We start from the raw sequence: 23,144 nt of genomic DNA, 5'->3' as shown, positions 1-23,144 counted from the left end.
GCAGCGGTGCATCCGCTCCCCATCTAACGCCCGTCGCGCGACATCCGCCCGCGGCCCGGCGTGGAGATCGCTGTCTACGGTCGACAGCTGTGGTCAGACACCAGCTTTCGACCGCAGATAGCGATCAAGGCGCCGCGCTGCCACGTCTCAGGTCGGGATGCGGCACACGGCGCTGACCGGGGCCATCGGCCGCACCCGGCGGCCGAGCGCGCCCAGCAGCGAGTCCTCGACGTGGAAGTCGCGCACCCACAACCGGTAGCGCACCAGCTCCTCGGCGGTGGGACACAGCACCCGCGCCTGGATGTCGTCGTTGTCGATGAAGCGGACCCCGCCGCGCTCCTGCAGGATGACCGTGTTGACGTCGTCGGTGCTGATCACGTGACCGCGCACCTCCTCGGGCACCCCGGCCGCGGTGGCGACGGTGGTGACCGTCATCGGCAGCACCGGGATCATGACCACGGGCACGGCCGCGACGAGCAGCACCACGGCGATGCCGGGCTGTGCCAGCGCCGCCGCCGGCCGCACCAGCAGCCGGGGCAGCGGCCCGCTCACGCACAGCGCCAGCACCGGCGGCACGACCAGCAGCGCCACCGCGAACAGCTCCCCGGTCCGCCAGGCCTGCAGCACCGTCGGCGCGACCAGCCAGCCGTATCCGGCCAGCGCCGCCGCGACGGTCGCCGTCCAGCGCCAGCGCGGCCAGTCCAGCAGCGTCAGCTCCCGCTGGAACACCGCGACCGAGGCCACCACCAGCAACGGCAGGTAGATGATCTGCCAGGTGGCCAGCGCGATGGTGAACAGACCGGCCAGGAACCACGGCGGCGCCATGATGTACCAGCGGGCGAACAGCGGGCGCCGCCGTGTCCAGTCGCCGGTGCTCACCGCCAGCACCGCGCCCAGCGCGAACACCGCGACCAGCCCGGTGGTGACCAGCCGGGTCGCGGTGGTGAACAGCGCGGCCAGCAGGTTGACCGGGCCGACGTTGGCGACCAGCAGCAGGGTCGTCTGCAGTTCCCCGCCGGCCTCGATCCACAGCCGCATCACCGAGAAGACGGCGGGCACACCGACCGCCACCGTCCAGAAGCCCTGTCCGGCGCGCCACGCGGAAATCTTGCGGGGTGGCTGCGGCTGCGGCCCCGGCTCGCCGGACTCGGTCATGGCTTCTGAGCCTTCTCGTCGTAGTCCACCAGGTCCGGTGCCTCGATGGGCGGCTGCGTGGTGTCGTCGCCGAGCCACGGTCCGAGCGTGCGCCGGTACGCGGCCAGCCACGGGCTGGTGCCCGTCGTCCGGCCGTTGTCGTAGCTCTTGCGCAGGAAGAACGCGACCAGGTCGCGCAGCTCCGGATCCTGCTTGGACACCCCGACGCCGAGCCGCTCGTTCGCTCCGATCGGCACGTCGACGATGAACAGGTCCTTGGGGTGCTCGGACAGGTAACCGGCGAGGATCGTCTCGTCGGTGGAGTACGCGTGGGACTTGCCCGACAGCAGGCGATCCAGGCACTCGCGGTTGGTCGCCGCCGGGTACACCTTCAGCGCCCGGTCGGTGAACTGGCGCTCGCCGGTGGATCCGCCGACGACGCAGGTCTCCCGGCCGGGCTGGGCGAGGTCGTTCAGGTTGCGGATCTTGTCGCGGTCGCTGCTGCGGATGAGCAGTTCCTGCTTGGTGGCGAAGTACGGCCCGGCGAAGTCGATCTCCTTCTCCCGGTCGGGGGTCATCGAGTAGCTGGCCACCACGAGGTTGACCTGTCCGGAGACGAGGGCGTTCTCGCGGTCCTCGGTCTGTAGCGGCACCCATTCGATGCGGCTGTCACCCTTGAAGCCCAGCGATTCGGCGAGGTAGCGCGCGATCTCGATGTCGAAGCCCTCGAACCGCCCGTTCACGATCTGGCCCATCAACGGCTGGTCCTCGGCGACCCCGATCTTGATCTTCGGCTGACCGTACACGTCGGTCTTCTTGAACAGGTCGTCCACGGTCTTGGGCGCGGTGTTCTCGGGCTCGCAGGCCGCGGCGCCCGCCAACAGCATCGTCAGCGTCACCGCGGTGGCGGTCAGCAGCGACCGCAGTCGCGGCCGGACAGCAGTATCAGTCATCGGCGGTCCTCAGGTAGGTGGACGGCGCCGGTCCAATGTAGTCGTCCGCATCCACTGCGTGACGCGGGCTTCTGCAACGTTTGGGTGAAGCACCCGATCAGCCGCGGCGCCCGGCCGCGGTGGCCACGGCGGTGAGCAGACGCGGGGTGAGCAGGCCGTCACCGAGGCCGAGGGCGACGAAACCGTCGAAGACGTGGCGGTGGCGGGCGGCGGCGCGCATGCCCGCGTCCACCACCCACGGCCGGGCGGTCAGCCGCGCGACCAGGCTGGTATGCCGCAGGTGGCGGCCCAGCCTGCGGCGCAGCGCGACGGTGTACGCCCGCCCCGCGCCAGCGCCGCCCGGTGACACCGCGGCCCGGCCCGCCAGCGCGCCGGACAGCACCGCGTAGAAGATGCCCTCGCCGGTGAACGGGTTGATCAGCGACAGCGCGTCCCCGGCCAGCAGCAGCCGCCCGTGCCCCGGCCGGGGCCGCCACGTCGACAGCGGCAGGTGGTGCGCCCGCGCGTCGGCCAGCGAGCCCGCGTCGGTGTCGCCCAGCAGCGCGTGCATCCGTTCCAGCAGGTGCGTTCGGCTGAGCGGGCCGCTTGACGTCAGTTCCCCGTAGCCGACGTTGCGCCGCCCGTCGCCGATCGGGAACGACCACGCGTAGGCGGGCCACCGCTGCCCGGTCATCACGATCCGCTGCTCGCCTGCGGCAGGCCGCTCCGTCGTGGTGCCGAAAGGCACGGCGTCTCCCGGCGCGGGCGGGTCCGGCGCGTAGGCGCGGATGGCCACGGCCAGCCGGTCCGGCGGGTTGCGGGGCAGGCCGAGCGCCCTGCGTACGGTCGAGTTCGCGCCGTCGGCCCCGATCACGACCCGGGCGGCCAGGCCGTCGCCCAGGTCGACGTGGTCCGGGCGCACCGTCAGGCTGCGTACCGTGTGCTGGCCGAACGTGGCACCGGCCCGCAGCGCGGCGGCGACCAGGCGGGCGTCGAACACCGCGCGTGGGATGACGTACGCGGGTTCGGGCAGCTCACCGGCCGCCTGCGCGCCGCCCGGCCCGGTCAGGCGCAGCGACCCGATCGGGGCGAAGCCGTCGGTCAGCCCGGTGACCCCGAGCCCGGCCAGCACGTCCAGCCCCTGCTGGGCGATGCCGTCGCCGCAGGCCTTGTCCCTCGGGAACACGTCCCGGTCCAGCAGCAGCACGCTGGCCCCGGCCAGCGCGGCGGCCAGCGCGGCAGCAGACCCGGCCGGGCCGGCCCCGACGATCGCGACGTCGTACACGCCTCCAGCATCGACCATGGGCGCGCGCACCGCCACGGGAGCCGTAAATCCGTTGCCGGGCAACAGCGTCCGTGATGGAGTGATCTCGCCCCGGCGGGCTCATAGCGGGTGTCTGCCAGACAAAGTGCACTGGAATCCGTCATTCCATGCTGACAGGCCTCTTTCGCCTGATACCCGTCCTAGCCATCGGACCCGCTCCGGGGCGACCTCTTTCCCTTCTCCCGAGGAATCGCCATGGGTACCACCACCGAGATCGTCATCAAGAACACCCACCGCGGCCTGCGCTACGTCGACGGCAGGCTCGCCGACGTGCTCGAAGCCGGGCGCTACGAGCTGCCCGCCAAGAGCGGCCGCTTCGGGCGGCGCGGCCCGGTCGTCGAGGTGACCCTGGTGGACATGCGCGAACGCGAGCTGACCCTCAAGGGCCAGGAGATCCTGACCTCGGACAAGGTCGCGCTGCGGGTGAGCATCCTGACCCACTTCAAGGTGGTCGACCCGGTCGCCGCCGTGGAGCGGGTGGACAGCTACACCGACCGCGTGTACAGCGACGTGCAGCTGGCGGCCCGCCGCTCGCTGGCGTCGATGACGCTGGAGGACATCCTCACCAACCGCAACCAGCTCTCCGAGGACATCCTGCGTGACGTGCAGGGCGCGGCGGCGGGCTACGGCGTGGAGATCCTGCGGGCCGACGTGAAGGACATCGTCTTCCCCGGCAACCTGCAGGAGGTCATGAACCGCGTGCTGGCCGCGCAGCGGCTCGCCGAGGCGCAGCTCGTCGACGCCCGTACGAAGGCCGAGAAGGACGTGCTGGAGGCGCGTGCCCGCGCCGAGGCCGACCAGGTCACCGCGGCCGGACGGCGCGACGCGACCCGGCTGGCGGCCGAGGGCGACGCCGCTGCCCAGCGCATCCGGGTCGAGGCCGAGGTCGACGCGCTGCGCCGCCTCGCCGAGGCCGCCGCGGTGTACGCCGAGCACCCGGCCCTGCTGCGCCTGCGTGAGCTGGAGACGATGACCGCGCTCGGCGGCAACGCCGAGGCGCGCCTCTACATCGGCTTCGACAAGCACAGCAAGCCGAACTGACGGCGGGTCCACCCGGGAGTCCACACCTCTTTCGGGTGGACCCGCGAACCGCGTCCGGGGACCGGCTCGACTCGCCACCGATGCCCGCCGGACGGCAGAAAAGCACGCCGACGCGTCGGTGCTGCGCGAGGAGCTGCGGCGACAGGGCGTGCTGGTACGCGAGGACGGTCGCCGCCAGTACCGGCGCGTGGCCACCCCGCCGTCCATGAACGGTCACGCCCGCTGACCGGCAACCCGGCCGGGGTTTCGGGCGTCGATCCAGTGACACGCACCGACGTTCCGGGGAGTCGCCATGAAACGTACGCCCGTCCGGCTCGCGGCCCGGCTGCTCGCCGTGCCGCTGCTGCTGCTAACGGCCTGCGCTCCGGTGCCCGAGCCCGGGGTGGCGGTGCCGGGAGCCGGTGCGGCTGCCGCGCCCGGCGACGTCACGGAGCTGCTCGCCCGGTTCGCCGGCTTCCCCGCCGATCGTGTGCCCCGGCCGATCCTGCTGCTCCACGGGCGGCTGGTGGACCACGGCTACACCACTGGCGACGCGAAGATCGCGATGTCGCAGGGGCGGCTGGAGCTGCGGGCGGCGCTGCCGCAGAGCCCGGCGACGGTCCGGGTGGCGCTACCCGACGGCCCGGCCGACCTGCCCGTGATCAGCGCCCGGCAGGCGTACGACCTGATCATCGCCGGTGGTGACCCCGCCTCGGCCCCGGACGCGTCCCCGCCGCCGCTGGTGTACACGAAGGTGGCGCTCGGCGAAGCCGTGTTCGCCACCGACCGCGGCCCGCGTACGCTGCCCGCCTGGTTGTTCACCTCGCCGCAGGGGCTGCGGCCGCTGGCCGTCGCCGCGCCCGCCGAGTCCGCGCTCTGGCCGGTGCGTTACGAGGACGGGGTCATCGACAGCTCCGGGCTGGCCGCGGACGGCGTGACGCTGACCGTCACCCTGCGGGCCGCGCCCGAGCCCTGTCCCGGTCAGCCGAAGCGGGAGTACGCGGCCGAGGCGGTCGAGACGGCGACGGCCGTCGCGGTGCGGCTGCGGGTCGTGGCCGACGCACCCGCGTCGCCGGACGGCGGCGGTGACTGTGCCCGGGACATGATGCTGCGCACGGCGGAGTACACGGTGCGGCTGGAGCGGCCACTGGGCAACCGGGTGCTGGTGAACGCCACGGGCGGGCTCTGACGCCTCAGGCTGCGGCCAGGCGCAGGCGGCGACGCCGGTAGAGCGGGAACGCCAGTACGACGATCAGCGAGAGCAGCGGGGCCGGTGCGCCCAACACCGCCCGCCAGACCACGAAGTCGAGCACCGGGATCGCCACCGCGGCCCAGTACAGCCAGGGCGGGAAGGGCGGGGTGCGCCACCGGGGGTCGGCCCACGGGGTGTGCCGCCAGGGTTTGGCCACCGACAGCCAGGCCTGCACGGCGATCGCCGAGGCCATCAGCGCCGACGCCGCGATCATCGGGCCCGCGCCGGTGGCCGCCCCGGCCTCGGGCAGCGCGTCCAGGCGCGGGCTGAGGATGACGATGCCCACGTAGAGCTGGGTCAGCGTGATGGCGAACTTCGCCAGCACCCACCAGTAGCGCAGGTAACCCCAGGCGGTCAGCGCGGACAGCATCAGCCCGGTGAACGCCGACGACGTCGCCAGGTGCGCCAGCAGCTGCTTGTCGAGGGTGCGGGCGGCCTCGTAACCCGACGGCGGCCCGGCCAGCAGCAGCACGCACAGGCACAGCGCGAGGCTCATCCAGCCGATCGAGGTGACGGCGTGCAGCCATACCAGGGTCTGCCGTCCCCGCTGCCCGTTTCTGCGTGCCATGCGGGCCAGCCTGGCCGCCGCGGCGCCGTCCCGCATCAGGGACGCGACCCTGAGCGGACCCGGAGACGGGGATGGTGTGGCCCCGGTCCGCCGTGCCGTTGCGGCGTACCCGGGCCGCCGCCTGCCAGTCTGCGCGAAAGCAGGTCCCGACCGCATCTGGCGTCGGTCGGGACCTGCGTAGGACGAACGTCAGGTGCGCCGGGTCACGCCGTCGGGGACACGCTCGGCGACGGCAGCGCCGACGCGGTCGGGTCCGGGTCGCCCAGCGCGGACAGTTCCGGCGGCACCGGCAGGGCGCTGCCCTTCAGGTACTCGGCCCAGCCGACGCTCCACGCCGTCCAGCCGTTGGCGGGCTTGATCTTCCGCTCGGTGCCCTTCACGGTGACCGGGGTGCCGATGCTGGTCAGGTTGAACAGGTACACGGCGTTGGCCATGGACACGTTCACGCAGCCGTGCGACACGTTGCGTACGCCCTGGTCCTTCACCGACCACGGCGCGGCGTGGATGTACTCGCCACCCCAGGTCAGGCGCTGGGCGTACTCGATGTTGACGACGTAGCGGTCGACGTTGCCGGGGTCGTCGGTGGTGTCGAAGACCGTCTTGCGCTGCTTGTCCATGATCACCATGGTGCCGGACGACGACGGGGTCTTGGTCTTGCCCAGGCTGACCGGCAGCGTCTTGACCACCACGTCGTTCTTGAACACCTGCATGCGCTTGGTCTTGTTGTCGACGATCAGCTCGACCTTCTCCTTGGCGATGTTGCCGACGCCCAGCCGGTCGGCGTCGCCGTAGCGGCCGTCGCCCATCGGCACGCCCTCCAGCGCCGCCCGCACGGTGATCTTCGTGCCGGGCTGCCAGTACTGCGGACCCCGGTACATCACCTGCAGCGAGCTGGACCAGTGCCAGATGCCCGGCTGCGGCGGCTCGACCGTCACGAACAGGCGGCGCTCCACCGCGGCCCGCGCCGCGGTCGGGACCGGCTTGGTGAACTCGATGACCACCGGCATCGCCACGCCGTAGGAGCGGTCGGAGAACAGGTACAGTCCCGCGCCGGTCTTCTTGCTCGGCCGGCCCATCGTCGTGAACGACGTCTTCTTCTCGATGGTCGTGCCGTCCGGCCCGACCGCGACGACCGTCGCCGAGTACTTCTTGCCGTACTTGAGCGGCTTGGTCGGCACGAACGACGAGCCGTCGGCCCGCATCGTGCCCGCGACCTTCGCGCCACCGGCCTCGGTCATCGTCACCGTCTGCACCTGCCCGCCGGTGACCCTGGTGCCGATCTCCGCGCTCACCGGCTGGTTCTTGGCCGCCTCGGCGGGCGTCACCGCCAGCGCCAGCGGCTCGGCGCTGGCCGGCGCGGGCTCGGGCGCCGACTGGGTGGGCGTGACGAAGGAGGGGGGTGTGCCGCCGTCCTCCGAACACGCGGTCAGCGCCAGCGGTGCCACCACCGCCAGCACCAGTGCCATCGCGCTCCTGCGCGCCATCGTGCTCAGGCTCATCGCCGCGTACCCCGCTCCCCAGATCCACACATCGCGGAACATCCTGCCGTACCGCCCGAACGTTGCGTGAGCCCTGTTCGGTTCCTTCGGGACCAGCCGGATGGGGTAATGGTTGCCGATCTTCTCGGATCATGACATCGGCTCACGTCACGCAGGGGCGGTTCGGTCGGGTATCTCCGCGGCGTGCGCCGGTCAGGCTGCCGCCTGCGCCAGCCAGTACGGCACGTCGTCGGCGTGGTACGGCCACTCGGACGGCTCGATGGCGTCGAGGAACCCGGCGTACGCGGCGGCGTTGCGCAGTGCGACCAGCGGCTCGATGAGCGTGATCGCCCGTTCGGGGTCGCAGCCGGGCACCGCCGCCCGCCAGCGGCCGCCCCAGGCCTGCCGGAGCGGCTCGGGGTCGGCGACGTGTTCGCACATGCGCAGCAGGTCGATCGCCGGGTGGGCGAGCACGGAGTCGCCCCAGTCGATGAGGTGCAGCCGGTCGGCGGTGCCGCGCACGTTGCCCGGGTGGAAGTCGCCGTGCACGAGCGTGTCGGGCAGCCCGCAGGCGGTGATCTCGGCCAGCCGGTCTTCCAACCCGTCCATCAGCGCCGCCAGCCGCTCACCCGCGCCGGCCGCCGGTATCGTGCCCTCCTGCTCGGCCGGTGCGGTGGCGCCGGCGCGGGCGACCACGGCACGCAGCCGCTCGGCCAGGCGGGGCGGACGCTGGTCCGGCACGCCGAGTGCCAGCAGCTCGGGGACTCGGCGGGCGGCGTTCACCTGAACGGTGTGCAGGCGGGACAGCATGGTCTGCCGCTCGTCCACGGGTGCGCCGTAGCGGTCGGTGCCGGGCAGGTCGTCGAGCAGCACCCGGCCGTCGTCGGCGGCGATCGGGACGGGGGCCGTGCCGGGGCAGTGTTCGCCCAGCCAGCCCAGCACGGCCGCCTCATGGGCGAAGAAGTGCGGTACCTGCTTGAGCCAGACCGGGGTGGTGTCGGTGTCCAGCCGCCAGATCGCGGACAGGTTCCAGGTGCGCTGCTGCGCGGCCGCGGTGACCGTCCGGCCACGGGCGGCGAGGGCGGCCGTGGCCCAGGCGAGGCTGGCGGCGGGGCCACCGATCTCGGCGTACGGCGCGCGGCGCGGATGCGGCACCAGGTGAGCCGTCGCCGGGCGCACCGGGCCCGGGTCGCCGTCGGCCTCGGCGAGGTAGGTGAGCCTGCCACCGGGCGGCGCGGGCTGGTCGGCGTGCAGCAGCCGCAGCACGGTCACCGCGACGCCGTGGTGCTCGCGCGCCCCGGCGACGATCTCGGCGGCGTCCTGCCACCAGGGCAGTTCCACCTCGTACGGCGGCAGCGCCCCCAGCACGGTTCCGGCCCGGTCCACCAGCACCAGCGTCACGACTCGTCCCACGTCGCGGACCCTACCGCCGCGCGCCGCCGCCCGTCGCCGGATTTACCCCACGCTGCCGCAGGTCACCCGGCTGACGGCAGGTGATCACGTCGGCGGCTGTCGCATCACCGAGGGCGCGGTGTCCAATGGGGAAGGCAATGTCGCCGTAGCCGGTGTTCGCGGGCACTTCCGGCACCCGCGCGCATCGCGGTTCCGTGAGAACCCGCCACCGCCGCCCAGCGCGCACCAGGGAGCACACATGGCACTGACCGACGAGGCCATCGAGAAGATCAAGGAGATGATCCTCTCCGGCACGCTGCGCCCCGGTGACAAGCTGCCCAAGGAGGCCGACCTCGCCGAGCGGCTGGGCCTGTCCCGCAACTCGCTGCGCGAGGCCGTACGCGCCCTGTCCCTGATCCGGGTCCTCGACGTCCGCCAGGGCGACGGCACGTACGTGACCAGCCTCGAACCCGGTCTGCTGCTGGAGGCGCTGACGTTCGTCGTCGACTTCCACCGCGACGACACGGTGCTGCAGTTCCTGGAGATGCGCCGCATCCTCGAACCCGCCGCCGCGGCGCTGGCCGCGCAGCGTATGAGCGAGGAGGACATCGCCAAACTCGCCGCGGTCGTCGAGGAGATCGGCCCGGACGCGTCCCTGGAGGAGCTGGTCGCCAACGACCTGGAGTTCCACCGGCTGATCGCGGCAGGGACCGGCAACGCGGTGCTGTGCTCGATCATCGACGGCATGTCCGGCCCGACGACCCGCGCCCGCATCTGGCGCGGCCTCACCCAGGACCGCGCCGTCGAACGCACCCGCGAGCAGCACCTGGCCATCCTCGACGCCATCACCGCCCGCCGCCCCGAAGTAGCCCAGTCCTGGGCCCTCATCCACGTCGCAGGCGTCGAAGAATGGCTCCGCCACGCCCTCTGACCCACCCGCCGTGGGGTCAGCGGGTCACGGCGATGATCAGGGCGGCGATGGCGCAGGTCAGGAGGGAGACGCCTGCGCCGACGCCGGTGGTGGCGCTGGGTGGGATGTCGCGTTTGCGGGCCAGGGGAGTCGCGCCTGCGGCGACCAGGGTCATGGCGACGGCGAGGGGGAACAGGATCGGGCTCTGCAGCGGTCCGGCCAGCGGGATGAAGTGCACGCCGACGACTAGGCAAATCCACGGCGCGATGAGTTCGCGCTTGCCGCGCAGGCCGAGCACGAGCGCACCGGCGGCCGCGGCGACGCATTCGATCCCGACGATGATGCCGTAGCGGCGCATCGCGCCCGGCTCGCTGAGCGCCGACCCGTCGGACCAGTGCTGCCAGGCCAGGATGCCACCGGCCAGGGATACGGCGATGCTCACGCCGCCCGCGATGCCGAGCCGCTTCTTCCAGGCGACCGGCGGCGCCTCCTGCGCCCAGCCGAACCAGGCCGAGGCGAAGAAGCCGAAGATCAGTGCGGTCATCGCGGCATCGCGTACGTGGTTCATCGCCGGCTCCCCATGGGCGAGCAGTCTGCCACGTCGGCTGTCCGGCTGATGTGTCGCCGCTCACACGCCATGAAGAATCCTCGGCTATGGATTCAGTGCTGACCCAGGTGTTCCTGCCCGTCGCTCTCGGCATCGTGATGCTCGGCCTCGGCCTCGGGCTCACGGTCGCCGACTTCAAGCGGATCGTGGTGTTCCCGAAAGCGGTGCTGGTGGCCCTGGTCTGCCAGGTGCTGCTGCTGCCCGCGGTGTGCTTCGGCCTGGTCCTGCTCCTCGACCTGGATCCGACCCTGGCCGCGGGCATGATGCTGCTGGCCGCCTCACCCGGCGGCACCACCGCGAACCTCTACAGCCACCTGTTCGGCGGCAACGTGGCCCTCAACGTCACGCTGACCGCGGTGAACTCGGTGCTGGCCATCTTCACGCTGCCGCTGGTGGTGAACTTTGCGCTGAACCACTTCCTGTCCGGCACCGACCAGATCGGGCTGCAGTTCGGCAAGTCGCTGCAGGTGTTCGCGATCGTGCTGATCCCGGTGGCGATCGGCATGTTCATCCGCGCCCGCTCGGTCGACTTCGCCGACCGGATGCAGCGCCCGGTGCGCATCCTGTCGGTCGTCGTGCTGGTGCTGGTCATCGTCGGCACGCTGGTGTCGGAGAAGGACAACATCGCCACCTACTTCGCCGACGCGGGACTGGTCGCGCTGCTGTTCAACGTGCTCAGCCTCGGGGTGGGCTACTTCCTGCCGCGCCTGGCCGGGCTCGACCGCGGGGACTCGGTCGCGGCCGCGATGGAGATCGGCATCCACAACGGCACGCTGGCCATCTTCATCGCGACGACGCTGCTGGCGAGCACGGCGCTGGCGGTGCCCGCGGCGGTGTACAGCATCATCATGTTCTTCACCGCCGCCGCCTTCGGCTACCTGGTTCGGCCCGCCCGGTCCGAGCGGGCCGAGCCCGCGCTGGAGAGCTGACCGCATCCGCCGGTGCCCTGCGCCGCAGGGCACCGGCGCTCAGGTCGCGTTCTCGGGGTACCCGCCGGCCGTGGTCCAGAACTCCACCGCGTTCCCGACGAACTCGTGCACGTACCCGCACGCCATGCAGATCACCCCGAGCGACGACCGGTTGGCCCAGGCCAGGTCCAGCAGTTCCAGCCCTGGCGTGTTGAGCAGGATCTCGCGGCTGGTGAACTCCCGCTGCCCGCAGACCAGGCAGCTGAACCGCCGCCCCGCCACGGTCACCAGCGCGACCCGGTTCTTTCCCCGCTTACTCGTCCCCATGCTGCGCAGGGTAGGGGTCCCCGGCCACCTCGGGTAGGCCCGCGTCGGCGATGCGCGCGCGGAAAGGCCGGCGGGTCAGGGCCGTGGCCACCTCGGTCAGCAGGTCCACCAGGGGCATCGACAGTTCGCTGTCCAAAGTGCGCATCGCGGCGGTGGTGGCAGTCCATTCCGCGGTCACCAGCGGCAGCAGCCAGTGGGCTTTCGGGGTGAGGCTGACCAGGCGCTGGCGGGCGTCGGCACCGGGAGTCAGGTCGACCAGACCGGCCCCGCTCATCTGGGCCACGGTCTGGCTCGCGGCGGAGTGGGTCACCCCGACGGCACGGGCCAGGTCCCGGATCGGCATCGGGCCGCCGGACAGCAGGGCGCGGACCACGGGTGAGTAACGCGGGCGGTAGTCGGCCAGCTCGCGCTCGGCGTAGACCTTGGCGACGTCGCCGTCGAGCAGTTCGAGCACGTGACGCAGCAGGGTGCCGACCGCTTCGCGCTCGGGGAGGGAGGACATGCTAAAAACATAACAGCACTGTTGTATCCCCCGGAGGCGCCCCGTGTACCCGCAAACCGAGCCGCACGACAGCGGCCTGCTCGACGTCGGCGACGGCAACCACGTCTACTGGGAGGTCTGCGGCAACCCTGACGGCAAACCGGCCGTGGTGCTGCACGGCGGTCCCGGCTCCGGCGCGACCGCGGGCTGGCGGCGCTACTTCGACCCGGCCGCGTACCGGGTGGTGCTCGTCGACCAGCGCGGCTGCGGCCGCAGCACGCCCAGCGCCGGTGACCCGGCCACCGACCTGGCCGTCAACACCACCCATCACCTGATCCGCGACCTCGAACAACTCCGGGCGCACCTGGGCATCGACCGCTGGCTGGTGCTCGGAGCCTCCTGGGGCTGCACCCTGGGCCTGGCCTACGCCCAGCGCCACCCGTCCTCGGTGTCCGAGATGGTCCTGTTCAGCCTCACGAACACCACGCACCGCGAGGTCGACTGGGTGACCCGGCAGATGGGGCGCATCCTCCCGCAGGAGTGGGCGCGTTTCCGCGACGGCGTGCCCGAGGCCGACCGCGGCGGCAACCTTCCCGCGGCGTACGCCCGGCTGCTCGCCGACCCCGACCCTGCCGTGCGCGACCGGGCCTCCCGCGACTGGTGCACCTGGGAGGACCAGCACGTCGCCGTCGCCACGCCGTTCCAGGCCGACGCGAGGTTCGAGGACCCCGCGTTCCGGATGGCCTTCACCCGGCTCACCACGCACTACTGGGCCAACGCGGCGTTCCTGGAGGACGGCGAGCTGCTGGCCAACGCGGGCAGGCTGGCGGGCATCCCCGGGGTGCTGGTGCACGGGCGGCTCGACATCAGCGGCCCGGCCGACATCGCGTGGGACCTCGCCCAGGCCTGGCCCGACGCCGAACTGACCCTCGTCGACCGGGCCGGGCACGGCTCCCGCGGCGGCATCGGCGACGTCGTGCTCGCCGCCCTCGACCGCTTCGCCGCCCGCCGCTGACGGACCCGGGCGCGACGGCGCGGTCGGCGGCCTGCGGTGCCTGCCGCGACGACGGGAGCCATGCGGGGAGGCCTGGACAGGCCGCCGGACGCGTTGGTAGCGTAACGCGCGTTACGTAACGGCTGTGATGTGAAAGCGGGTGGGCGGTGCCCCGGGTGGTGGACCACGACGAGCGCCGCGAGCAGCTGTCCGCCGCCGTCTGGCAGGTGGTCAGCGAGCAGGGCCTCGACGGGCTGACCCTGCGCGCGGTCGCCGACGCCGCCGACTGCACCACGGGCCGCGTCGCGCACTACTTCCGCGACAAGAACGCGCTGCTCACCCATGCCCGCGACGTCATGCACCGGCGGATGACCGCCCGCATCGACGCGCTCGGCGCGTTCGACGATCCGCGCGAGCATCTGCGAGCCGTGTTGCGGGAGGGCGTGCCGCTCGACGAGGAGCGGCGGCTGAACTCGACCGTCTGGGCGCACTTCCTGATGGCGGCGCGCACCGATCCGGTGCTGCTGGCCGAGCACGTGGTGCGCCACGAGTCGTGGATCCGGCGGCTGACAGCGCTGCTGCGCGACGCGTACGGCGTACCCCCTGATGATCTGGAACTGCGGGCGCGCAACCTGGTCGCGCTGCTGGAGGGGCTGGCGCTGTGCGGGGTGGCCACGCCGGAGCTGTACCCGCCCGACCTGCTGGTGCGGGCCGTCGACAACCATCTCGACCTGCTGCTGGGAGCGAAGAAATGAGCACGGAGACCTTGGAGATCGTCGAGGTGCCGCCGGCGGACGCACGGCTGGCCCCGCTGGTCGACGCGATGCGGGTCGAGTTGGACGCGCTGTACCCGGAGGAGATCGACTTCGACCACCCGACCGTCAAGCAGGCGGCGCGGTTCCTGCTGGTGCTCGCGGGCGGCACGCCCGTCGGCTGCTGCGCCGTGCAGCCGCTCGACGGCGGTGAGGCCGAACTCAAGCGCATGTACGTCGACCCGGCCTGGCGCGGGCGCGGCATCGCCCGGCGGCTGATGGCGCAGGCCGAGGCGCTGGCGGTCCGGGTCGGCGCGACGCGGTTCAAGCTGGAGACCGGCGTACGCCAGCCCGAGGCGATCGCCGTCTACGAGCGGGCGGGCTTCACCCGCATTCCCAACTACCCGCCGTACGACCGGTGGGAGATGAGCGTCTGCTACGCCAAGCCGCTGCAGCCCTGATCAGACACCGGGCGGCGTCGGGACGGCTCCCTTCCTTTCACGCGGGGCAGGGCTCCATGGTGTGGGCGGCGGAGCGTTCCTGGTCGGGGGTGCCGATGTGGGCGGCGACGATGCGTTCGGGTACGCCGTCGGCGAGGCTGTCGGTCAGGGCGCGGTCGCGTACGGCGAGCAGGCGTTCGGTGTTGTGCTCCAGGACGCGGTCGAGCAGGGCGAGCTGGGCGAGCAGTCCGCTGTCGGCATCGGACGGTGGGCTCGCCGCGGCGGCGGCCAGGGCCGCGCTGACCTCGTCGGTGGTGACACCGCCGAGTTCGGCCACGTCGGGCACCGGCCAGCCGTGGTGGTGTACGAGGATCGCGGCGAACAGGATGCGCGAGGCCTCGTTGGCGGCCCGGTAGCCATCCACGAAGCGCAGCCAGTGCGCGCAGTAGGCGAGGCGTGCGGTGGGCTCGGCGGGCAGGTTCAGGTCGACCGGGGCGGCCGGGATCAGGCGCAGCGCCTTGTCGTACGCCAGGGACAGCAGTTCGCGTAGCTGCTCGGCGATCTGCTGGCGGTCGGCGAGGTCACGGGCGGTGCCGTCGTCGGGGGTGAGGCCGGTCCACTCCAGAATGACGGCGGCACGCGGGGCGCACGCGCGGTGACCGCAGATGACCTCGGCGACGTCGGCGGCGGTCCAGCGCTCGCGGGTGACCAGGGCCAGTGCGGCCTGGTCGCGGGCGACGAGGGCGCGCCGGTACTGGTGTCGCAGGTCCATGGTGAGGGTGCACACGTCGAGCGCTGAGCGTCCGACCTCCTGACGCTCCAGCGACGCGATCCGTCGGCTGAGTTCCGGCACGCTGATATCGGCGATCGGGTTCGTCATGTGTCCGACGGTAACGCTATGTGCTGGTCCAGCTACTAGGCGATCACCTTTTGTGGAGTTTCTGACTGCCGCGACCCGCTGGGCGTCTCGTTTGCCCCGTTCTGTGGTGCCTGGCGCTCGGCGCAACTAGCTGTGATCGCTGTTTGAGGTCAGAACCTGGCGTTAGATCAGAGGTTTTGACCTCAAGCGGCGATCTTGAGGGGGCTTGACAAAAAAATTTGTCGGTAGGAGGATGCGGGGCATGTTCGATGTTGCGGTGATCGATGATCCGGCGGCGGCCGAGGCTTCGTTGGACCCGATCCGGGCGCGGCTGCTGGCCGCGCTGGTCGAGCCCGGCTCGGCGACCTCGCTGGCGGCCAAGGTCGGCCAGCCCCGGCAGAAGGTCAACTACCACCTGCGGGAGCTGGAACGGCATGGGCTGATCGAGCTGATCGAGGAGCGGCGCAAGGGCAACGTCACCGAGCGCGTCATGCAGGCCACCGCCGCGTCGTACGTCATCTCGCCGATCGCGCTGTCGGCCGTGCAGCCCGACCCGGGCCGTGCCCCCGACCGGCTGTCCGCGCGCTGGCTGCTGGCGCTGGCCGCGCGGCTGGTCCGCGACCTGGGCGAGCTGCTGACCGGCGCGGCGAAGGCGAACAAGCGGCTGGCCACGTTCGCCATGGACGGCACGGTGCGGTTCGCGAGCCCGGCGCAGCGGTCCGCGTTCGCGGAGGAGCTGGCGGGCGCGGTGACCGCGCTGGTCGCCAAGTATCACGACGAGCAGGCCGAAGGCGGGCGCGAGCACCGGATCATCGTCGCCGTGCACCCGAGCGTGACCCGGACCGAGGAGGGCTGACATGGGCAGGGACTTCGAGATCACCGAGGAACTGCCGGTGGACGCGTCCCCGGAGCAGATCTGGGACGCGATCGCGACCGGGCCGGGCATCGACTCCTGGTTCATGGGCCGCAACGAGGTCGTGCCCGGTCCCGGTGGGACGGTGAGCACGGCATTCGGCGGGTACGCCCCGACGCTGCCGATCACCGCGTGGGAGCCCGGACACCGCCTGGCGTACGGCGACGAGCCCGCCCCCGACGGCCGGTTCGTGGCCTACGAGTTCCTGATCGAGGGCCGCGCGGGCGGCAGCGCCGTGATCCGCACCGTGACCAGCGGTTTCCTGCCCGGCGACGACTGGGCCGACGAGTTCGAGGCGATGGGCCTGGGCCTGGCCCTGTTCCACCGCACCCTGGCCGAGTACCTGACCTGGTTCCTCGGCCGCACCGCCGTTCCGGTGACCGTGTTCGGCCCGCCGGTCGCCGACTGGCCGCAGGCGTGGCGGCTGCTGCACGGGGCGCTCGGCCTGCCCGGCACACCCCGGCCCGGCGACGAGGCGTCGTTCACCGTCGGCGGCGTCGCCCGCGGCGGCACCGTCTACCACGTCAGCGCCCACGCCCTGGCCGTACGCACCCCGGACGCGCTGTACCGCTTCGTGCGCGGCTTCACGGGCGCGATGGTCGCCATGCACCACCAGTTCACCACCACCGACGAATCGACCGCCTGGCAGTCCTGGTGGGACACCCTGTACGCGGGGGACCGGGCGGGACAGCCGACAAGGAGCACCCCATGAACACCGTCGTCTCCGCGGACGGGACCGCGATCGCGTACAGCAAGGTCGGGCAGGGTCCGGCGGTCATCCTGGTCGACGGGGCCATGTGCTACCGCGCCATGGGCCCCGCCGAACCGCTGGCGAAACTGCTGGCCGACTCCTACACCGTCTACACCTACGACCGGCGCGGCCGGGGCGACAGCGGCGACACCGCGCCGTACGCCGTCGAGCGTGAGGTCGAGGACCTGGACGCGCTGATCAAGGAGGCCGGGGGCGGCGTCTTCCTGTACGGCATCTCGTCCGGCGCGGTGCTGGCCTGCGACGCCGCCGCGCGGCTGGGCGGCATCCGCAAGCTCGCCGTGTACGAGCCCCCGTTCGTCGTCGACGGCACGCACGCGCCCCGGCCCGACGACTACCTGGACAAGATGGACGCGATGATCGCGCAGGACCGCCGGGGCGACGCCGTGACGACGTTCATGAAGACCGTCGGCGTGCCCGGGTTCGTGGTCGCCATCATGAAGCTGACGCCGAACTTCAAGAAGCTCAAGGGCGTGGCGCACACGCTGCCGTACGACTTCCGGGTCCTCGGCGACACCGGTAGGGGACAGCCGCTGAACGCCGCCCGCTGGGCCGGGGCGCAGCTGCCCGCGCTGGTCATGGACGGCGGCAAGAGCCCGCAGTACATGCGCAACGGGGCCAAGGCCCTGTCGCAGGCGCTGCCCGGCGCGGACTACCGGACCCTGCCCGGCCAGACGCACCTGCTCAAGCCGGAGGCGGTCGCGCCGGTGCTCAAGGAGTTCTTCGTCTAGAGCTTCTTGACGAGCAGCTCGAACTCCAGGTCGGCGCGCTGCGGCAGGCCGAAGCGCTCGTCGCCGTACGGGAAGGGGCTCCTCTGCCCGGTGCGCGTGTAACCACGGCGCTCGTACCAGGCGATCAGCTCCTCCCGCACGGAGATGACCGTCATGTGCATCTCGGGGACGCCCCACTCGTCGGCGGCGTAGCGCTCCGCCTCGGCGATCACCGTCTTGCCCACGCCGCCGCCCTGCAGCAGCGGCCGCACCGCGAACATGCCGAAGTAGGCGTAGCCGTCGTGGCGCTCCAGGTGACAGCAGGCCAGCAGTTCGCCGTCGCGCTCGGCCAGCAGCACCACGCTGTCGGGGTCGGCCACGTGCGAGGCGACGGACTCGGCGTCGGTGCGCTGCCCCTGCAGGATGTCGGCCTCGGTGGTCCACCCGGCCCGGCTGCTGTCCCCGCGGTACGCCGACTCCACCAGCGCCACGATCGCGGCCACGTCCCCCGGCCCCGCCGCGCGCACGGAAATCGCCTGCTCTGCCATGTGCCGTTCCCTCCACCCCGCAACGCCGCTGCTCAGTATCCCTCAAGGAGGGGAAGGTGCCTTTGCTTCGTCAGCGGAGGTTGAGCAGCTTGGGGTGGGACTTGGCCCAGGCGTCGAGCTTGTCGGCGCGCAGGGCGGCGAAGTAGGCGGTCTGATCGCCGTTGAGGCGTTCGCCGCGGTAGGCGCCGCCGCTGAAGACGCCGCTGCCGGGCAGGCCGACCAGGGTCAGGTTCGCCGGGCGGAGGTTGCGCAGCGCGTACACGAACTCCATGGGCTTGCGGCCCCGGCCGTCGAAGGTGAACGTCTGACCCAGCTCGGACAGCACCTCGTCGAACCTGCCGGGTCTGGTCAGCACGTCGCCGCTGAGCAGTTTGGTGAACATCGCCTTGATCAGCTGACGCTGGTGGCGCTGGCGGGCGTAGTCGCTGCCGGTGATGTAGCGCTGGCGCGCGTAGTCCAGCGCCTGCCAGCCGTTCATGTGCCGGGTGCCGACGTTGTACGTCATGCGCGGCCCGGAGTAGCCGTGCTCGCAGCCGCGGCACGTCGCCCGGTGTACGCCGTCGGGGCGGCGGTGGATCGACACGACCTTCTGGTCGACGTAGATGTCGACCCCGCCGATGGCGTTGATGAGCCGGATGTAGCCGTTGAACGAGATGACCGCGCCCGCGTCGAAGCGCGCGATGCCGGTGTACTTGCTCACCGTCTTGGCCAGCAGCTGGAAACCCAGCGCGATGTCGTACTTGCCGCCGGGCAGCCGCGCGCCGTAGGTCAGGGCGTGGGTGAGCTTGCTGCGCTCCCCGCGGAAGCGCGACGGCGTGAACGCCGGGATGTCCACCAGCAGGTCACGCGGCAGCGAGGTGAGGTACGCGCTGGTCAGGTCCTTGTCGATGTGCAGGATCATGACCACGTCGCCGTGCGCGGGCGAGCCCTTCTGCTCCTCGCGGGTGTCGCGGCCGAGGATGAGCATGTTCAGCGGGCCCTTGATGTCCGCGCCCGCCGGGGGAGTGGGCGACGCGCTGGGGCTCGGCGACGCCGACGGCTCCTCGCTCGGCCCGAACAGGTCCACCTGCGGCACCGCCGTGTTCACCGTGTCCTTGGTGACCTGCACCGCCGCGTACGCCGCACCTCCTATCAGCGCCAGCACCACGCCGAGAATGATGAACAGCCGCGTTGACCGCGTCATGGGGTGCGCTCCGGGGGTGTGGCGCTGTCGGGGGGACTCGAACTCTAGCCCTCGCCGGTCCGTGGCGGCAGTGCGGTCAGCGGGCGGGGCGGGCCTGGGCGACGGCGTCGGCGGTGGCGTGCGCGCCGTCGGCGTGCAGACCGGCCACGACGCCGTCCACATCGGCCGGCGAGCGGTTCTGGCTGAGTTTCCACTTGGCTTCCAGGCGGGAGATGCGCAGCTCGACGCCGACGATCGCGCGCAGCTGCCCGGCGACGAACGCGGCCGGGGCGTCGTCGACCGACCACGGCGCCGGGCGGCGGCCCTCGTGCTTGTCGGTCAGCCGCCGCACCAGCGCTCCCGTCCACGCGTCGTCGTCGTGCACGACCAGCTCGCCGTACGCGTGCACGACGGCGTAGTTCCACGTCGGCACGACGCGGCCGTGCTCGGCCTTGGCCGCGTACCAGGAGGGCGAGACGTAGGCGTCGGGGCCGCGCAGGATGGCCAGGGCCTCGCCGAGCACCGGGCGGCTCCACTGGTCGTTGTTGCGGGCCAGGTGGCCGAGCAGGACGCCGTGCGGGCCGGAGTCCGGGTCGTACACGAACGGCAGCGTCGACGCGACGAGGCCGTCCGCGGTCGCCGTGATCAGGTCACCGGCGCCGTGCTCGGTCAGCAGCTCGCGGACGGCGGCCTCGTCGGGCGTGAAGTGGGCGGGTGTGTACACGGTCAGACCTTTCCGACGGCGGGGGCGGGCGCGCTCGCGCGGGTGCGCTGGATCAGCACGACGCAGCCGAGCACCACCAGCGCGGCCACGATGGAGGCCGCGGTCACCGTCTCACCCAGCAGCAGTGCCGACCAGGCCAGGGTCAGCACCGGCTGGGCCAGCTGGATCTGGCCGACCTGCGCGATGCCGCCCCGGGCCAGGCCCGCGTACCAGGCGAAGAAGCCCAGGAACATGGAGATCGCGGTCAGGTAGCCGAACGCGGCCCAGCCGGTGGTGTCGGCGCGCGGCGGATCGGCCAGCCCGGCGGCGAGGGTGACCGGCACGGTGACCGGCAGCGAGAGCAGCAGTGCCCAGCAGATGGTGCGCGCCCCGCCGAGTTCCCGTGACAGCGCGCCGCCCTCGGCGTACCCGAGCCCGCACAGCACGACCGCGACCAGCAGGAACAGGTCGGCGACGGTCAGCGCGCCCCGGACCGCGCCGCTGGTGACCAGGAAGACGAGCACGGCCAGCAGCCCGGCGGCACCGGCCGCCCAGAACACCGGCGGCGGCCGCTCGCCCGCGCGCAGCACCGCGAACACGGCCGTCATGGCGGGCAGCACGGCGATGACGACCGCGCCGTGCGCGGCGGTCTGCGTCGTCAGCGCCAGCGAGGTGAACATCGGGAAGCCGACCACGACACCCAGCGCGACGACGGCCAGCCGCCGCCACTGCGCCCGGCTGGGCCGGGGAGCGCCGGTGACCAGGAGGTATGCGCCTGCCAGCAGGGCCGCGCCGACGGCCCGGCCGAAAGCGACGAACCACGGGTCGAGCTGCTGCACGGCGATGCGGGTCATGGGCAGCGACAGGCTGAACGCCAGCACCCCGACCGCGCCGAGGGCAAGGCCCGTCACCCGGTCCGCTGTTACCGCGCTCGGCGCAGTAACGCTACTCTTGTCCTTCATGAACAACGGTAACGCAGTGACTCGCGTTATCCAAGATCTGCGCGGGCTCGCCGCCGCCGCGGGTCCTGGCGCGCGGCTGCCGTCGGTACGCGAGCTGACCGCCCGGCACCAGGCCTCTCCGGTCACCGTCGCCGAGGCGATCCGGCAGCTCGCCGCCCAGGGCGTGGTCGACGCGCGGCCCGGCAAGGGAACCTTCGTGGCGGCCGCCCCCGACGACCCCGGCGTGCCCGACCTGTCCTGGCAGACCGTCGCGCTCGGCGTACGCCCGCCCGGCGACGACGAGATGCAGGCGCTGATGGCGCTCCCGCCACCGGGCGCGATCGCGCTGCTGGGCGGGTATCTCGACCCCGACCTGCAGCCCGCCGCCGCGCTCGGGGCCGCGCTGACCCGTGCCGCCCGCCAGCCCGCCTCGTGGCAGCGCGGACCCGTCGAGGGCCGCGAGGACCTGCGCGCCTGGTTCGCCCGCGAGGCCGGGGCCGGGCTGCGCGCCGACGACATGGTGATCTGCCCCGGCGGCCAGGCCGGGCTGGCCACCGCGCTGCGCGCGCTCACCGCCCCCGGCGACACCGTGCTCGTCGAGTCGCCCACCTACCTGGGGGCGCTGGCCGCGGCGCGGGCCGCCGGGCTGCGGGTGGTGCCGGTGCCCGCCGACGCCGACGGCGTACGCCCCGACCAGCTCGCCGCCGCGTTCGCCCGCACCGGGGCGCGCCTGTTCTACTGCCAGCCGCTGTACGCCAACCCGCACGGCGCGACCCTGGCCGGGCACCGCCGCGCCGAGGTCACCGCGGCCGTCCGCGCCGCCGGGGCGTTCCTGCTGGAGGACGACTACGCCCGCGACCTCACCATCGACGGCGAGGCCCCGCCGCCACTGGCCGCCGACGACCCCGACGGCCACATCGTCTACCTGCGCTCACTGACCAAATCGGCCGCTCCCGGCCTGCGCGTGGCCGCCATCGGCGCACGCGGCCCCGCCGGGGCGCGACTGCGGGCGGCCCGCCTGCTCGACGACTTCTTCGTGGCGGGCCCGCTGCAACTGGCCGCCCTGGACTTCGTCACCTCACCGGCCTGGACCCGCCACCGCCGCGCCCTGCGCTCGGCACTGCGCGAACGCCGCGACGCCCTGCTCGCCGCCCTACGCCGCCACCTGCCCGACCTCGTTCCTCCCGCCGTCCCCCGAGGCGGCCTGCACCTCTGGGCCCGCCTACCCGACGGCACCGACGACGTCGCCCTGGCCACCGCCGCGGCCGCCGAGGGCGTCATCGTCTTCCCCGGCCGCCCCTGGTACGCCGCCGAACCCCCGGCCCCCCACCTGCGCCTCACCTACGCCGCCGCCCCACCCGCCCAACACGACGAAGCCATAACCCGCCTCGCCCGCGCCCTGGCGAAGACAACCGCCCCGCGATAGACGCCGGCCTATCACATCGATTATTCGTAGATCAAACTCGATGTAATAGGCCGGCGTCTATGGAAAAGCGCGGTCGCGCACTCAGCGGCCCAGTCGGCTGGGCGGATCAGTTCACCTGGCTGGTTCCGGGTCGGTGACGTCGGCGAAGGTGCCGTCCAGTCCGGCCACCGACGCCTCCGCGTCGACCGCCACCGCCACCCCGTGCTCGCCCGCGCCCAGCGTGATCTCCCGCCCGCGCAGCCGCTCGTCGGCGATCACCGGCCACGGCTTGAGCGACCCGTACGGCGTGATCGTGCCGCGTTCGTACCCCGTGGCGGCCTTGGCCTCGTTCGCGTCCGGCATGGACAGCCGGGACACCCCGAGCAGCGCCCGCAGCTTCGGCCACGAGATCACCCGGTCGCCCGGCACCAGCACGAACAGGAAGTCGTCCGCCCCGCGCCGGACCACGATGGTCTTGACCACGTCGGGGATCTCCACCCCGCGCGCGGCGGCGGCCTCGGCGAGGCTGCGCACCGGCCCGTGCCGGATGACGCGATGGTCGAGTCCTGTGGAGGCGAGCGCGTCGAGCGCCGAACCGGTCATGCCTCGCACGAT

The 23,144-nt window shown here is 72.5% G+C and carries 26 protein-coding genes and 1 pseudogene; 12 read left to right on the top strand and 15 right to left on the bottom strand.

What is annotated here, in order from left to right:
- Nucleotides 1-147: 147 nt before the first annotated feature.
- The 3 genes from HAV40_RS12495 to HAV40_RS12485 form a co-directional block, all read right to left on the bottom strand.
- Nucleotides 148-1,155: a hypothetical protein gene (locus HAV40_RS12495; protein ID WP_166381111.1), complete on the bottom strand. Its 1,008-nt coding sequence runs from the start codon at nucleotides 1,153-1,155 to the stop codon at nucleotides 148-150.
- Nucleotides 1,152-2,087, bottom strand: a complete 936-nt coding sequence (locus HAV40_RS12490; RefSeq protein ID WP_166381110.1) for a transporter substrate-binding domain-containing protein — start codon at nucleotides 2,085-2,087, stop codon at nucleotides 1,152-1,154. The genes HAV40_RS12495 and HAV40_RS12490 overlap by 4 nt, the downstream gene beginning before the upstream one ends.
- 97 nt (nucleotides 2,088-2,184) lie before the next feature.
- Nucleotides 2,185-3,369 carry a geranylgeranyl reductase family protein gene (locus HAV40_RS12485; RefSeq protein WP_166381109.1) on the bottom strand — a complete coding sequence of 395 codons (1,185 nt, stop codon included), beginning with the start codon at nucleotides 3,367-3,369 and terminating at the stop codon, nucleotides 2,185-2,187.
- A 216-nt stretch (nucleotides 3,370-3,585) separates the two neighbouring features.
- On the opposite strand from HAV40_RS12485, the gene HAV40_RS12480 reads away from it, so the two are divergent.
- From HAV40_RS12480 to HAV40_RS12475, 3 genes and pseudogenes are all read left to right on the top strand, one after another.
- Nucleotides 3,586-4,431, top strand: coding sequence for a slipin family protein (locus HAV40_RS12480; RefSeq protein ID WP_166381108.1), 846 nt, complete (start codon nucleotides 3,586-3,588; stop codon nucleotides 4,429-4,431).
- Nucleotides 4,432-4,528: 97 nt separating this feature from the next.
- Nucleotides 4,529-4,657 (top strand): annotated as a pseudogene (locus HAV40_RS39195) (CysS/YqeB C-terminal domain-containing protein); the annotation flags it as partial.
- Nucleotides 4,658-4,723: 66 nt separating this feature from the next.
- On the top strand, nucleotides 4,724-5,599 hold the full coding sequence (locus HAV40_RS12475; protein WP_166381107.1) for a hypothetical protein: 876 nt from the start codon (nucleotides 4,724-4,726) through the stop codon (nucleotides 5,597-5,599).
- A 4-nt stretch (nucleotides 5,600-5,603) separates the two neighbouring features.
- Here the strand turns inward: HAV40_RS12475 and HAV40_RS12470 are convergent, their stop codons facing one another.
- The 3 genes from HAV40_RS12470 to HAV40_RS12460 all read right to left on the bottom strand — a co-directional run bounded on the left by HAV40_RS12470 (nucleotide 5,604) and on the right by HAV40_RS12460 (nucleotide 9,121).
- Complete coding sequence (locus tag HAV40_RS12470) at nucleotides 5,604-6,230, bottom strand: hypothetical protein (RefSeq protein WP_166381106.1); 627 nt, start codon at nucleotides 6,228-6,230, stop codon at nucleotides 5,604-5,606.
- Between the two features lie 203 nt (nucleotides 6,231-6,433).
- Entirely contained in the window at nucleotides 6,434-7,723 is a 1,290-nt protein-coding gene (locus tag HAV40_RS12465; protein ID WP_409365014.1) for an Ig-like domain-containing protein, read from the bottom strand.
- 198 nt (nucleotides 7,724-7,921) lie between these two features.
- A complete protein-coding gene (locus tag HAV40_RS12460) occupies nucleotides 7,922-9,121 on the bottom strand; it encodes a phosphotransferase family protein (RefSeq protein WP_166381105.1) in 1,200 nt (399 codons plus the stop codon).
- A 238-nt stretch (nucleotides 9,122-9,359) separates the two neighbouring features.
- Here HAV40_RS12460 and HAV40_RS12455 point away from each other — a divergent pair, with 238 nt between their 5' ends.
- Nucleotides 9,360-10,031, top strand: a complete 672-nt coding sequence (locus tag HAV40_RS12455) for a FadR/GntR family transcriptional regulator (protein WP_166381104.1) — start codon at nucleotides 9,360-9,362, stop codon at nucleotides 10,029-10,031.
- A 16-nt stretch (nucleotides 10,032-10,047) separates the two neighbouring features.
- Here HAV40_RS12455 and HAV40_RS12450 read toward each other — a convergent pair whose 3' ends face one another.
- On the bottom strand, nucleotides 10,048-10,578 hold the full coding sequence (locus tag HAV40_RS12450; protein ID WP_166381103.1) for a hypothetical protein: 531 nt from the start codon (nucleotides 10,576-10,578) through the stop codon (nucleotides 10,048-10,050).
- An 86-nt stretch (nucleotides 10,579-10,664) separates the two neighbouring features.
- Between HAV40_RS12450 and HAV40_RS12445 the strand changes: the two genes are divergently transcribed.
- A complete protein-coding gene (locus HAV40_RS12445) occupies nucleotides 10,665-11,546 on the top strand; it encodes a bile acid:sodium symporter family protein (protein ID WP_166381102.1) in 882 nt (293 codons plus the stop codon).
- A gap of 39 nt (nucleotides 11,547-11,585) precedes the next feature.
- Here the strand turns inward: HAV40_RS12445 and HAV40_RS12440 are convergent, their stop codons facing one another.
- Both HAV40_RS12440 and HAV40_RS12435 read right to left on the bottom strand, forming a co-directional pair.
- The gene (locus HAV40_RS12440; protein WP_166381101.1) at nucleotides 11,586-11,852 is read right to left on the bottom strand and encodes a hypothetical protein; all 267 of its coding nucleotides are present in this window, start codon (nucleotides 11,850-11,852) and stop codon (nucleotides 11,586-11,588) included.
- Nucleotides 11,839-12,354 (bottom strand): MarR family winged helix-turn-helix transcriptional regulator, encoded by a 516-nt coding sequence (locus HAV40_RS12435; protein WP_166381100.1) that lies wholly within the window; start codon nucleotides 12,352-12,354, stop codon nucleotides 11,839-11,841. Before HAV40_RS12435 ends, HAV40_RS12440 begins: the two co-directional genes overlap by 14 nt.
- A 43-nt stretch (nucleotides 12,355-12,397) precedes the next feature.
- On the opposite strand from HAV40_RS12435, the gene pip reads away from it, so the two are divergent.
- The 3 genes from pip to HAV40_RS12420 all read left to right on the top strand — a co-directional run bounded on the left by pip (nucleotide 12,398) and on the right by HAV40_RS12420 (nucleotide 14,540).
- Entirely contained in the window at nucleotides 12,398-13,348 is a 951-nt protein-coding gene (pip, locus tag HAV40_RS12430; RefSeq protein ID WP_166381099.1) for a prolyl aminopeptidase, read from the top strand.
- 155 nt (nucleotides 13,349-13,503) lie between these two features.
- Complete coding sequence (locus HAV40_RS12425; protein ID WP_239086971.1) at nucleotides 13,504-14,082, top strand: TetR/AcrR family transcriptional regulator; 579 nt, start codon at nucleotides 13,504-13,506, stop codon at nucleotides 14,080-14,082.
- The gene (locus HAV40_RS12420; RefSeq protein WP_166381097.1) at nucleotides 14,079-14,540 is read left to right on the top strand and encodes a GNAT family N-acetyltransferase; all 462 of its coding nucleotides are present in this window, start codon (nucleotides 14,079-14,081) and stop codon (nucleotides 14,538-14,540) included. The genes HAV40_RS12425 and HAV40_RS12420 overlap by 4 nt, the downstream gene beginning before the upstream one ends.
- A 37-nt stretch (nucleotides 14,541-14,577) precedes the next feature.
- Here the strand turns inward: HAV40_RS12420 and HAV40_RS12415 are convergent, their stop codons facing one another.
- Complete coding sequence (locus HAV40_RS12415; protein ID WP_166381096.1) at nucleotides 14,578-15,399, bottom strand: hypothetical protein; 822 nt, start codon at nucleotides 15,397-15,399, stop codon at nucleotides 14,578-14,580.
- Between the two features lie 241 nt (nucleotides 15,400-15,640).
- Here HAV40_RS12415 and HAV40_RS12410 point away from each other — a divergent pair, with 241 nt between their 5' ends.
- From HAV40_RS12410 to HAV40_RS12400, 3 genes are read left to right on the top strand one after another with little or no spacing between them, the layout of a single operon-like run.
- A complete protein-coding gene (locus tag HAV40_RS12410) occupies nucleotides 15,641-16,234 on the top strand; it encodes a winged helix-turn-helix domain-containing protein (protein ID WP_166381095.1) in 594 nt (197 codons plus the stop codon).
- Nucleotide 16,235: 1 nt separating this feature from the next.
- Entirely contained in the window at nucleotides 16,236-17,003 is a 768-nt protein-coding gene (locus tag HAV40_RS12405; RefSeq protein ID WP_166381094.1) for an SRPBCC family protein, read from the top strand.
- Entirely contained in the window at nucleotides 17,000-17,791 is a 792-nt protein-coding gene (locus HAV40_RS12400; RefSeq protein WP_166381093.1) for an alpha/beta fold hydrolase, read from the top strand. The genes HAV40_RS12405 and HAV40_RS12400 overlap by 4 nt, the downstream gene beginning before the upstream one ends.
- Here the strand turns inward: HAV40_RS12400 and HAV40_RS12395 are convergent.
- The 4 genes from HAV40_RS12395 to HAV40_RS12380 form a co-directional block, all read right to left on the bottom strand.
- Nucleotides 17,788-18,318: a GNAT family N-acetyltransferase gene (locus tag HAV40_RS12395; protein ID WP_166381092.1), complete on the bottom strand. Its 531-nt coding sequence runs from the start codon at nucleotides 18,316-18,318 to the stop codon at nucleotides 17,788-17,790. The two genes, HAV40_RS12400 and HAV40_RS12395, sit on opposite strands and share 4 nt — an antisense overlap.
- A 70-nt stretch (nucleotides 18,319-18,388) precedes the next feature.
- The gene (locus HAV40_RS12390) at nucleotides 18,389-19,501 is read right to left on the bottom strand and encodes an LCP family protein (RefSeq protein ID WP_166381091.1); all 1,113 of its coding nucleotides are present in this window, start codon (nucleotides 19,499-19,501) and stop codon (nucleotides 18,389-18,391) included.
- A gap of 76 nt (nucleotides 19,502-19,577) precedes the next feature.
- On the bottom strand, nucleotides 19,578-20,204 hold the full coding sequence (locus HAV40_RS12385) for an FMN-binding negative transcriptional regulator (RefSeq protein WP_166381090.1): 627 nt from the start codon (nucleotides 20,202-20,204) through the stop codon (nucleotides 19,578-19,580).
- A gap of 2 nt (nucleotides 20,205-20,206) precedes the next feature.
- Nucleotides 20,207-21,145 carry a DMT family transporter gene (locus HAV40_RS12380; protein ID WP_166381089.1) on the bottom strand — a complete coding sequence of 313 codons (939 nt, stop codon included), beginning with the start codon at nucleotides 21,143-21,145 and terminating at the stop codon, nucleotides 20,207-20,209.
- Here HAV40_RS12380 and HAV40_RS12375 point away from each other — a divergent pair.
- The gene (locus tag HAV40_RS12375) at nucleotides 21,144-22,550 is read left to right on the top strand and encodes an aminotransferase-like domain-containing protein (RefSeq protein WP_166381088.1); all 1,407 of its coding nucleotides are present in this window, start codon (nucleotides 21,144-21,146) and stop codon (nucleotides 22,548-22,550) included. The genes HAV40_RS12380 and HAV40_RS12375 overlap by 2 nt on opposite strands.
- Before the next feature lie 111 nt (nucleotides 22,551-22,661).
- On the opposite strand, the gene HAV40_RS12370 is transcribed toward HAV40_RS12375, so the two are convergent.
- A complete protein-coding gene (locus HAV40_RS12370) occupies nucleotides 22,662-23,132 on the bottom strand; it encodes an aminoacyl-tRNA deacylase (protein WP_166381087.1) in 471 nt (156 codons plus the stop codon).
- Nucleotides 23,133-23,144: the final 12 nt, after the last annotated feature.

Source organism: Catellatospora methionotrophica (genome assembly GCF_011297335.1).
GTDB classification, from domain to species: Bacteria; Actinomycetota; Actinomycetes; order Mycobacteriales; family Micromonosporaceae; genus Catellatospora; species Catellatospora methionotrophica.
Note: the sequence above shows the minus strand (reverse complement) of the source record. Positions and strands in the feature narration are given on the sequence as shown.

Excerpts from the sequence above, each read along its gene's own strand:
- HAV40_RS12495 (WP_166381111.1), bottom strand. The coding sequence starts at position 1,155 with ATGACCGAGTCCGGCGAGCCGGGGCCGCAGCCGCAGCCACCCCGCAAG.
- HAV40_RS12490 (WP_166381110.1), bottom strand. The coding sequence starts at position 2,087 with ATGACTGATACTGCTGTCCGGCCGCGACTGCGGTCGCTGCTGACCGCC.
- HAV40_RS12485 (WP_166381109.1), bottom strand. The coding sequence starts at position 3,369 with ATGGTCGATGCTGGAGGCGTGTACGACGTCGCGATCGTCGGGGCCGGC.
- HAV40_RS12480 (WP_166381108.1), top strand. The coding sequence starts at position 3,586 with ATGGGTACCACCACCGAGATCGTCATCAAGAACACCCACCGCGGCCTG.
- HAV40_RS12475 (WP_166381107.1), top strand. The coding sequence starts at position 4,724 with ATGAAACGTACGCCCGTCCGGCTCGCGGCCCGGCTGCTCGCCGTGCCG.
- HAV40_RS12470 (WP_166381106.1), bottom strand. The coding sequence starts at position 6,230 with ATGGCACGCAGAAACGGGCAGCGGGGACGGCAGACCCTGGTATGGCTG.
- HAV40_RS12455 (WP_166381104.1), top strand. The coding sequence starts at position 9,360 with ATGGCACTGACCGACGAGGCCATCGAGAAGATCAAGGAGATGATCCTC.
- HAV40_RS12450 (WP_166381103.1), bottom strand. The coding sequence starts at position 10,578 with ATGAACCACGTACGCGATGCCGCGATGACCGCACTGATCTTCGGCTTC.
- HAV40_RS12445 (WP_166381102.1), top strand. The coding sequence starts at position 10,665 with ATGGATTCAGTGCTGACCCAGGTGTTCCTGCCCGTCGCTCTCGGCATC.
- HAV40_RS12440 (WP_166381101.1), bottom strand. The coding sequence starts at position 11,852 with ATGGGGACGAGTAAGCGGGGAAAGAACCGGGTCGCGCTGGTGACCGTG.
- HAV40_RS12435 (WP_166381100.1), bottom strand. The coding sequence starts at position 12,354 with ATGTCCTCCCTCCCCGAGCGCGAAGCGGTCGGCACCCTGCTGCGTCAC.
- HAV40_RS12420 (WP_166381097.1), top strand. The coding sequence starts at position 14,079 with ATGAGCACGGAGACCTTGGAGATCGTCGAGGTGCCGCCGGCGGACGCA.
- HAV40_RS12415 (WP_166381096.1), bottom strand. The coding sequence starts at position 15,399 with ATGACGAACCCGATCGCCGATATCAGCGTGCCGGAACTCAGCCGACGG.
- HAV40_RS12410 (WP_166381095.1), top strand. The coding sequence starts at position 15,641 with ATGTTCGATGTTGCGGTGATCGATGATCCGGCGGCGGCCGAGGCTTCG.
- HAV40_RS12405 (WP_166381094.1), top strand. The coding sequence starts at position 16,236 with ATGGGCAGGGACTTCGAGATCACCGAGGAACTGCCGGTGGACGCGTCC.
- HAV40_RS12400 (WP_166381093.1), top strand. The coding sequence starts at position 17,000 with ATGAACACCGTCGTCTCCGCGGACGGGACCGCGATCGCGTACAGCAAG.
- HAV40_RS12395 (WP_166381092.1), bottom strand. The coding sequence starts at position 18,318 with ATGGCAGAGCAGGCGATTTCCGTGCGCGCGGCGGGGCCGGGGGACGTG.
- HAV40_RS12390 (WP_166381091.1), bottom strand. The coding sequence starts at position 19,501 with ATGACGCGGTCAACGCGGCTGTTCATCATTCTCGGCGTGGTGCTGGCG.
- HAV40_RS12375 (WP_166381088.1), top strand. The coding sequence starts at position 21,144 with ATGAACAACGGTAACGCAGTGACTCGCGTTATCCAAGATCTGCGCGGG.
- HAV40_RS12380 (WP_166381089.1), bottom strand. The coding sequence starts at position 21,145 with ATGAAGGACAAGAGTAGCGTTACTGCGCCGAGCGCGGTAACAGCGGAC.
- HAV40_RS12370 (WP_166381087.1), bottom strand. The coding sequence starts at position 23,132 with ATGACCGGTTCGGCGCTCGACGCGCTCGCCTCCACAGGACTCGACCAT.